Annotated in this window: 6 protein-coding genes; 1 reads left to right on the top strand and 5 read right to left on the bottom strand. The window is 65.0% G+C overall.

Annotated features, from left to right (window positions below; translation table 11 throughout):
* Positions 1-192 (bottom strand): NYN domain-containing protein (locus V6M37_RS08130; protein ID WP_332672175.1); only part of this gene is annotated, 192 nt, incomplete at its 3' end.
* A gap of 206 nt (positions 193-398) precedes the next feature.
* Here V6M37_RS08130 and V6M37_RS08125 point away from each other — a divergent pair.
* Positions 399-659 (top strand): hypothetical protein, encoded by a 261-nt coding sequence (locus tag V6M37_RS08125; protein ID WP_332672173.1) that lies wholly within the window; start codon positions 399-401, stop codon positions 657-659.
* 36 nt (positions 660-695) lie between these two features.
* Here the strand turns inward: V6M37_RS08125 and V6M37_RS08120 are convergent, their stop codons facing one another.
* From V6M37_RS08120 to dnaA, 4 genes are all read right to left on the bottom strand, one after another.
* Complete coding sequence (locus tag V6M37_RS08120; protein WP_332672171.1) at positions 696-1,067, bottom strand: hypothetical protein; 372 nt, start codon at positions 1,065-1,067, stop codon at positions 696-698.
* 335 nt (positions 1,068-1,402) lie between these two features.
* Positions 1,403-3,901 carry a DNA topoisomerase (ATP-hydrolyzing) subunit B gene (gene gyrB / locus V6M37_RS08115; RefSeq protein WP_332672169.1) on the bottom strand — a complete coding sequence of 833 codons (2,499 nt, stop codon included), beginning with the start codon at positions 3,899-3,901 and terminating at the stop codon, positions 1,403-1,405.
* 184 nt (positions 3,902-4,085) lie between these two features.
* Positions 4,086-5,192, bottom strand: coding sequence for a DNA polymerase III subunit beta (gene dnaN / locus V6M37_RS08110; RefSeq protein ID WP_332672167.1), 1,107 nt, complete (start codon positions 5,190-5,192; stop codon positions 4,086-4,088).
* Positions 5,193-5,285: 93 nt separating this feature from the next.
* The gene (gene dnaA, locus V6M37_RS08105; protein WP_332672165.1) at positions 5,286-6,713 is read right to left on the bottom strand and encodes a chromosomal replication initiator protein DnaA; all 1,428 of its coding nucleotides are present in this window, start codon (positions 6,711-6,713) and stop codon (positions 5,286-5,288) included.
* Positions 6,714-6,932 lie beyond the last annotated feature (219 nt).

The following is a 6,932-nucleotide window of genomic DNA, read 5'->3' as shown; positions in this document are numbered from 1 at the left end:
CGTCGCCTTGAAGCCCTTGTAGCGCTCCCAGTCGCAGTAGGCTTTCTTGACGACGATGCTGCCCTTGAGGAGCAGGCGTTCGAGCACGCGCTTGATGTCGAACTTCTCGTATTTCGCGTCGCGTACGCCGAGCGCGACGTTCTCGAAGTCGCAGAAGAGCGCCATGCTGACGGTGTCGTGGGATGAAGCCATGCAATTCTCCATTGAAGCGCAGCAACGGGCCCGCGAGCGGCCCTACGAAGTTCCCGCCGGCGGATTCCTTTCGTGCTCCGCACGGTCGAACTCCACGGATTGGAACGTCCGCGGGGATCGCGAGTTCGAATGTCGGGCGGGCGGCGAGCCTCGAAGCGCGCGGCGCGGGACGCCCCTTTTTCGAGGAGGATGAACAGGAGCGAGCGATGCGGAAACTTTCCGAATACGTCGAGATGGCCGCTTCCGAATACCTGCGCGAGACCGGGAATCTCGAGCTCGATCCGCGCTGGATCGCGGAGTTTTTCCAGGACCAGGGCGTGCTCGACGATTATCCGCTGCTCGACCTCGTCGCGTTCAGCGGCCTCGTGCAGAAGGCGCTGATCGTCAAGTCGGAGCGGGCGAGCAAGCAGGCCCGGCGGCACATCGAGAAGGTGATGACGTTCTCGAAGCGGCGGCGCAAACCGTGATGGCCGGCAGCACCCTTCGTCCGGTCCCCTCGTTCACTACTTCGCCGGAACGATCTCCGTCTCCTCGACCAGCAGCGGGTACAGGTAGCCGCTGCCGAAGTCCCGATCGAGGACGACGCGTCCGGTCGCGACGACCTTATCACCGACCGCTGCTGTCTGCTTGCTCGTGACGATCAGACGGTTGCTGTCTTGGTCGCCGGTCCCGTCCTGCAGATGCACAAAGTTGCGCCCCATGATGCCGTTGTTCACCTTGACGACCTTGCCTTCGACGCGCACCAGCTTCCCGCCGAGCGCCGTCCTGTCCTGATGCAGCGCCGCGACGGTTTTCGGCACCGCGTCTTCGGCGAACGCCGCCGGCGAGCCGATGGCGACCGCCGCCGTGAATGCGAGGATCAGAAGTGATTTCATGCAAGTTTCCTGGGAGGGAGAAGGCGCCGGAGGACGCCCGAGAGATTGACGCGGGCATTGTACGCGAGCGCGCGTGCCGGGAAGTCGGCGCAGTCGGACGGACAGCAGGCACGCAATTTCAACCACGGCCATCGGGCGCGAGGTTGACCCCGGGGAAGACCGCAGACAGGCGCGCGGAAGGACGGAGTCGTCGACGCCGCGGACAAGAAAAGCCCCGCGTTTACGGTCGGTTTGCCTTTCGGCACATCTTTCAAAATACCGCCTCTGAAAGAACTGTCCGGCCACGCGGGGGTGATTCCATTTTAGGTCGACATCTGCGGGTTTCAAGAAAAAAATCAGACGTCGATATTCCGCGCGTACAGCGCGTTCCCCTCGATGAACGCGCGTCGAGGTTCGACGTTGTCGCCCATCAGTGTCGTGAAGATTTCGTCGGCGGCGATCGCGTCGTCGATCTGCACCTTCAGCAGGCGGCGCACTCCCGGGTCCATCGTCGTTTCCCACAGCTGCTCGGGGTTCATTTCGCCGAGGCCCTTATAGCGCTGCTTCGTCAGGCCGCGTTCGACTTCCGCGAGCAGCCAGCGGATCGCTTCGGAGAAGCGGGTAATCGCGTGGCTCTTTTCGCCGCGGCGAATTTCCGCGCCGGGGCCGACGAGGTCGGAGATCGCTTCGGCCGCGGTGCGGATGCTGCGGTAGTCGCCGGTGACGAGGAACTCCTCGTCGATCGATGCGAGACGGCGGTTGCCGTGGTGCATGCGCTCGATCGCGAGGCGCCAGGCGTCGGCTTCGTCGTGGTATTCGGCGCGGATCGTCACGTCCGGCGGCAGGTGGGGTTCGATGCGCGCCGCCGAATCGCGCGCGGCGGCTTCGTCGTCGAGGCTCACGGCGAGGTTCTGCGCGAGCATCGCGTGCAGCACCGCCGGGTCGACGTAGCCGGCGAGGCGGTTGATGACCGCTTCGGCGAGGAGGTAGCTGCGCGCGAGGCCGCCGAGCGCTTCGTCGGTGATGGGCTGCGCGCCGTCGCGCGGAATCAGCACCGCTCCGTCGAGAGCGAGGCGCAAGAGGTGCTGGTTCAGCGCGTTCTCGTCCTTGATGTACATCTCGTTCTTGCCGTGCTTGATCTTGTACAGCGGCGGCTGCGCGATGTAGATGTGGCCGCGCTCGACGAGCTCCGGCATCTGGCGGTAGAAGAACGTCAGCAGCAGCGTGCGGATGTGGGCGCCGTCGACGTCCGCGTCGGTCATGATGATGATGCGGTGGTAGCGCAGCTTCTCGGGCTTGTAGTCTTCCTTGCCGATGCCGGTGCCGAGCGCGGTGATCATCGTCGCGATCTCCTGGCTCTGCAGCAGCTTGTCGAAGCGCGCCTTCTCGACGTTGAGGATCTTGCCCTTCAGCGGCAGGATCGCCTGGAACTTGCGGTCGCGGCCCTGCTTCGCGGAGCCGCCGGCGGAGTCGCCCTCGACGAGGTAGATCTCGCACAGCGCGGGGTCCTTCTCCTGGCAATCAGCGAGCTTGCCGGGCAGGCCGACGCCGTCGAGCAGCCCTTTGCGTCGCGTCATCTCGCGCGCCTTGCGGGCGGCGTCGCGGGCGCGCGCGGCCTCGACGATCTTCGCGCAGATCGTTTTCGCGTCGAGCGGGTTCTCCTGCAGGAAATCGCCGAGCTTGTTCGCGACGACTTCCTCGACCGCCGGCCGTGCCTCGGACGACACGAGCTTCATCTTGGTCTGGCTCGCGAACTTCGGGTCCGGCATCTTCACCGACAGCACGCACGCGAGCCCCTCGCGCATGTCGTCGCCGGTGATGTCGACTTTTGCCTTTTTCGCGATCTCGTGCTCTTCGATGTACTTGTTGATCACGCGCGTCATCGCGGCGCGCAGACCGGTGAGGTGCGTGCCGCCGTCGGCCTGCGGGATGTTGTTGGTGAAGCACAGCACCTGTTCGGCGTACGAGTCGTTCCACTGCATCGCGACTTCGACCGACAGTTCCGCGTCGTGGCCGGCACCGGTGGGGATCCGTGTCGTGCCCTCGGCGTAGAAGACCGTCGGGTGCAGCACGGTCTTGGTGCGGTTCGCGTATTCGACGAAGCCCTTCACACCGCCCGCGAACGCGAAATTCTCTTCCTTGCCGGTGCGCAGGTCGATCAGGCGGATTTTCACGCCGTTGTTCAGGAACGACAGCTCGCGCAGGCGCTTCGCGAGGATGTCGTAGTGGAATTCGACGTTGCCGAAGATCTCGTCGTCGGCGAGGAACTGCACCTTGGTGCCACGCTTGGTGGTCTCGCCGGTGATGCGCATCGGACTCGTCGCGACGCCGTCGACGATCTCGATGACGCGGTCCTGCGGCACGCCGTGGTGAAACTCGAGGAAGTGCTTCTTGCCGTCACGTGCGACGGTCAGATGGAGCCATTTCGACAGGGCGTTGACGCACGAGACGCCGACGCCATGCAGGCCGCCCGACACCTTGTAGCTGTTCTGGTTGAACTTGCCGCCCGCGTGCAGCACGCACATCACGATCTCGGCCGCGGAGCGCTTCGGCTCGTGCTTGTCGTCCATCTTCACGCCGACCGGGATACCGCGACCGTTGTCGGTCACCGAGATCGAGTTGTCCGGGTGGATCGTGATGACGATGTCGTCACAGTGGCCGGCCAGCGCCTCGTCGATCGCGTTGTCGACGACCTCGAAGACCATGTGGTGCAGGCCGGTGCCGTCCGAGGTGTCGCCGATGTACATGCCGGGGCGCTTGCGCACCGCTTCCAGCCCTTCGAGCTGCTGGATGCTGGATTCGTCGTACGCGCCGGGTTGGAGGGGGGGTTGCGATTGGACTTGCGGTTCGGACATGGTCATCTCGGTTCGCCGCGCCGCGCGTGGCGGTCCGGCCTTGCATCAACAATCAAAGAACGGGGCGCTCGCGTCGGCGCGCGGGCGCCGGAATCGTCCCGAACCGTCCGCGGGACGCATCGGAGCGGCACGGCAAAGCCGTCCGGCTGGCGGCGGCATTCGTCGGGGCGGACGGCAGGCTCGGTCAAATCCGCATCGGCATCACGACATACTTGAAGCTGTCGTTGCCGGGCAGCGTCACGAGCGCGCTCGAATTGCCGTCGTTGAAACGCCATTCGATCCGCTCGCTCGCGGCGTTGTTGAGGACGTCGAGCAGATAGGTGACGTTGAAGCCGATGTCGAGCGGGTCGCCGTGATAATCGATTTCGAGCTCTTCCTGGGCTTCTTCCTGCTCGGCGTTGGTGCTGACGATCTTCAGGCTGCCGTCGCCGAGCACGAGACGCACGCCGCGGAACTTCTCGTTCGTCAGGATCGCGACGCGCGACAGCGTCGCGAGCAGCGGTGCGCGCTCGAAGGTCAGCAGCTTCGGGTGGTTTTGCGGGATCACCCGCTCGTAGTCGGGGAACTTGCCGTCGATCAGCTTCGACACGAGCTCGATCGGGCCGAAACGGAACACGATCTGGTTGCCGGCGAGGATCACTTCGAGCGGGTCCTCGGTGTCCGCGAGCTGGCGCGCGAGCTCCATGACGGTCTTGCGCGGCAGGATCACTTCGGTGCGCGGCACTTCGGTTTCGAGCGGGCTCGCTGCGAACGCGAGGCGATGGCCGTCGGTCGCGACCATGCGCAGCTCGCTGCCGGCAACGATCAGCAGCAGGCCGTTGAGGTAGTAGCGGATGTCCTGCTGCGCCATCGCGTACGCGACCTGCGCGAGCTGGCGCTTGAAGCTCTTCTGGCTCACCTGGAAGCGCGTCGCTTCCCCGTCCGGCAGGTTCATGCGCGGGTAGTCCGCGGCCGGTAGCGTCTGCAGCGCGAAGCGGCTGCGCCCCGACTTCACCGTGAGGCGCTTGTCGTCGAGCGTGAGATTGACCCCGCCTTCTGCCGGCAGCGCGCGCAGGATGTCCTGCAGCTTGCGCGCGGCGACCGTGATCGACGCGTCCTCGCCGCCGATGTGCCCGGCGGTCGTCGTGCGGATCTGGATTTCGATGTCCGTCGCGAGCAGCGTCAGCTGGTCGCCGTGCTTCTCGATCAGCACGTTCGACAGGATCGGCAGCGTGTGGCGCTTTTCGACGATGCCGGCGACCGACTGCAGCGGAGCGAGGAGCGCGTCGCGGGTGGTGTTGAGCAGAAGCATGGCGTCAGTGTTTTCCGGTTTGTGTAATGCGGTTGTTCCGGGCCGGGCGCGTGGCGGCGTATTGTGGAGCAGGAACGGACGGGCGGTGACGCGTCATCCCCTCAGGACCTGGGTCAGGACGTGGACGTCGTGGTTCAGTTGGTGGTCGCCGAGGCGCAGCTCGGCGATCGTTCGGCACGCGTGCATCACGGTCGTGTGGTCGCGGCCGCCGAACGCTTCGCCGATCGCCGGCAGCGACATCGGCGTGAGGTCCTTCGCGAGCCACATCGCGACCTGGCGCGGCCGCGCGATCACGCGCGTGCGCTTTTTCGAGTGCATGTCGGCGACCTTGATCTTGTAGTAGTCGGCGACGGTCTTCTGGATGTGCTCGATCGTCAGTTGGCGGTTGTGCGCGTTCAAGAGGTCCTTCAGCGCGTCCTTTGCGACTTCGAGCGAGATGCTGCGGCCATGGAAGCGCGCATACGCGACGACCTTGTTCAGCGCGCCTTCGAGCTCGCGCACGTTCGAGCGCAGGTTTTTTGCGATCAGGAACGCGACGTCGTCGGTCAGATCGACGCGCAGCGCTTCGGCCTTCTTCTGCAGGATCGCGACGCGCATCTCGAGCTCGGGCGGCTCGATCTGCACCGTCAGGCCCCAGTCGAAACGCGAGATCAGGCGATCTTCAAGGCCCTGGATGTCCTTCGGGTAAGTGTCGCAGGTGATGACGATCTGCTTCCTCGCCTCGGTCAGTGCGTTGAACGCGTGGAAGAACTCTTCCTGCGTACGGTTCTTGTTGTTGAAGAACTGGATGTCGTCGATCAGCAGGAGGTCGAGCGAGCGGTAGTAGCGCTTGAACGCGTCGAAGCTCTTCTGCTGGTATGCGCGCACGACGTCGGCGTAGTAGTCCTCGACGTGCACGTAGCGGATCACCGCGCGCGGGTTGTGCTGGTACACCGCATTGCCGATCGCGTGCACGAGGTGGGTCTTGCCGAGACCGACGCCGCCATAGACGAAGAGCGGGTTGTACGACGTGCCAGGGTTCTGCGCGACCTGCATCGCCGCGGCGCGCGCGAGGTCGTTCGCACGGCCGGTCACGAGCGTGTCGAACGTGAAATCGGCGTTCAGGCGCGTCTTTTCGTAGGCGAGGTCGGACACCGTCGCCGACGGCGTGGGGTCGGCCGGTCGCGTGGCGATCGCCGCTGCCGGGGCCGCAACCGTCGGCGAGGCGTCATTCGTTGCGGTGGACGACGCGACGGCAGCGAGCGGTCGCGGCGCCGCACGCGCTGAGTCGACCGCCGGCAGCACGAGTTCGAGTCCGATCGGTGCACCGTGGAATTCTTCGCCGAGCTCGCCGATCCGTCGCAGGTAGCGTTCACGAACCCATTGCATGACGAAGCGGTTCGGGGCGAGAAGGCGCAGCGCGGGACCCGTCTCCGGGTGGTCCAGCTCCACCTGCAGCGTCTTGATCCACGTATTGAACTGTTGCGGGGGCAGTTCGTGCTCGAGGCGCGACAGGCAGAAGGACCAGAAGTCTTGGTTCACGGATTGGACGGTTTGTGCTTGCGACACGGGTTTCATGGCGCGCCCGCCTCCATTGTTCACCAAGCGACGGCGCGCCGCGTTGATGGCATTGTAGGGACGCTTTCGCTGGACGACGACCGAGAGCGGCTCGGGCGGGGTTGCCCTGTGCGCTCGACCGAAAGCGGAAGCGCCGAATTCTACCCTCGCCGGTGAAAGTTATCCACAGGTCTCGGCAAAAAT

The sequence above is a fragment of the Aromatoleum sp. genome (assembly GCF_036675785.1).
In the GTDB taxonomy this organism is placed as follows: domain Bacteria; phylum Pseudomonadota; class Gammaproteobacteria; order Burkholderiales; family Rhodocyclaceae; genus Aromatoleum.
The sequence above is the reverse complement of the archived record's forward strand: the minus strand, read 5'-3'. Positions and strand labels throughout refer to the sequence as shown.